At 76.0% G+C, this 599-nt stretch carries 1 protein-coding gene; it reads left to right on the top strand.

Annotated features, from left to right (window positions below; translation table 11 throughout):
* Positions 1-599 (top strand): M15 family metallopeptidase (locus HZZ10_RS19075; RefSeq protein WP_218928978.1); only part of this gene is annotated, 599 nt, incomplete at both ends.

Raw genomic sequence — 599 nt, 5'->3', positions numbered from 1 at the left:
CTCCCGCTCCTCCCGCCGCCGGACCGCCGGCCTCGAGGCCGCTGCCCGACGAGGGATCGCCCGAGCACGCGGTACGCAACCCACGACGCACAGCCCTCCTGGTCGCCGTCCCCGTGGCCGTCGTCGTCCTCGGTCTCGCAGCCGTCGCCCTCGGCGTCTCGGGCCGCTCCGACGCGCCGCAGGGAGACGGCTCGGGCAGCGGCACGGCCTCCGCACCGCAGGGCGGCGGCGGCGCGGAATCTCCGGCGACAGGTCTCGACCCCGAGCTCGAGCGGCGGTTCGCGCTGGCCGTCGAGGCCGCGGCCGCCGACGGTGTCGCGCTCACGCTGACCTCCGGGTGGCGCTCCGCCGAGGACCAGGCCGCTCTCGTGGAGTCGGCCGTCGAACGCTACGGCTCGCTCGAGGAGGCCCGGCGGTGGGTGCTGCCGCCGGAACGCTCTGCGCACGTCGCCGGTCGTGCGATCGACGTCGGCCCGACAGACGGAGCCCTGTGGCTCGAGCAGCACGGAGCCGACCTGGGCCTGTGCAGGGTCTACGCGAACGAGCTGTGGCACTTCGAGCCGGTGATCGAGCCGGGCGGTGCCTGCCCGGCTCTGCTC

Source organism: Sanguibacter inulinus (assembly GCF_013415325.1).
Taxonomy (GTDB): domain Bacteria; phylum Actinomycetota; class Actinomycetes; order Actinomycetales; family Cellulomonadaceae; genus Sanguibacter; species Sanguibacter inulinus.
This window is presented reverse-complemented; position numbering and strand designations above follow the sequence as displayed.